The sequence below is a fragment of the Pseudomonas sp. JC1203 genome, assembly GCF_056175065.1.
The window spans coordinates 1-1,442 of the sequence record NZ_JBWCAM010000042.1; the positions used below are offsets into that span (position 1 = coordinate 1).

At 54.7% G+C, this 1,442-nt stretch carries 1 protein-coding gene; it reads right to left on the reverse strand.

The annotated features are described in order from the left end of the window. Window positions 1-29: 29 nt before the first annotated feature. Window positions 30-1,393, reverse strand: a protein-coding gene (locus AC0SZ7_RS31460) for an IS3 family transposase (protein ID WP_475507976.1) whose coding sequence is annotated in 2 segments (ribosomal slippage) — window positions 30-928 and window positions 928-1,393 — 1,365 coding nt in all. Because the reading frame shifts where the segments join, the coding sequence is not laid out codon by codon here. Window positions 1,394-1,442: the final 49 nt, after the last annotated feature.

Here is a 1,442-nt window from a genome sequence, read left to right on the forward strand (position 1 = left end):
TGAACTGACCCCCTAATGTTGGACAAGGGTTAGTGTTTCCGTGCTTGGGTCCGAAATTGTACCGGACTCAAGCCATTCAATCTGAGGCTTATGCGTTCCTGGTTGTAGTAGGCGATGTAGCTCTCTAGCCCTGATGCCAGTTGCTCCACGCTCTCAAAAGATTCCAGGTAGAAGAACTCACTCTTGAGCGTGCCGAAAAAGCTTTCCATGGCGGCGTTGTCCAGACAATTGCCCTTGCGCGACATGCTCTGCTCAATGTTTTTTTCGGCCAGCATGTGCCGGTAGGCCGGCTGGCGGTACTGCCAGCCTTGATCAGAGTGCAGGATCGGTTTGTCACCTTGATTAAGCCGCCCAAAAGCTTGCTCCAACATGCTCGAAACCATATTGAACTCAGGGCGGCGGTTGGTCTGGTAAGCCAGGATTTCTCCGTTGTACAGGTCCATCACAGGCGAAAGAAACAACTTCTGCCCCCTTACGTTGAACTCCGTCACATCGGTCGCCCATTTCTGGTTGGGGGCTTCTGCCTTGAATTCGCGCTTAAGCAGATTAGGTGAGGCAAGCCCCTCATCGCCCCGATAAGAACGGTACTTCTTCACCCTGATCAGCGATTTGAGGCCCATCAACTGCATCAGACGCTGCACCTTCTTGTGATTGACCGACTCACCAGTGCGCCCAAGGGCTGCGGTGATGCGGCGATAGCCGTAGCGCCCTCGATGCTTGTGATAGACGCTGCGTATGCGGTCTTTCAGATCAGAATGCTTGTCAGTCAGCAGTGCCTTGCCTTGGTAGTAGAAGGTGCTGCGCGCCAACCCGGCAGCACGAAGCAGCAAAGCAAGTGGATATACCTGCCTCAATCCTTGGACGGCCTGCGTTTTTTTGATTGCGCAGTCCGAGGATCCGCCTGGATCAAGGCATCGAGCTTTTTTAGATAGGCATTCTCGGCGCGCAGATAGGCCAGCTCCTTGAGCATTTGCTCAGGTGTCAGGTCAGCGTCCGCATAGTTCTCAGGACTTACTGTGGGTGCTTTGGAGGTTTTGCGGGACACGCTGGGCTCTCGGTGACGATGCGATTGAAGTGCTTCAACTCCGCCTGCATCGTACCGCGTTTTCCATTGCCTGATGCTGCTCGGGCCGCGGATATCAAACCGTATGCACGCTTGCTGGGCTGACAGCCCCTCTTGCTCGATGCACTGCAACACCTTCATTTTGAACTGGGCATCGTAGTGGCTGTATTTGGCAGCCAAACCTGCGGCGCCGTGCGTCTCATAGCCTTTGACCCAGCGGCGCAGGATCGATGGGCTCAGGCCATGCTTGATTGCCACCTCATGAACACTGCCCGCAGACAGACATTCCTCAATCAGTGATTGTTTGAGCGATCGGTCGTACTTCGTCATTGAACACCCTCCGGCGAGGTCAGGTGTCCAACATTCGGGGGTCAGTTCA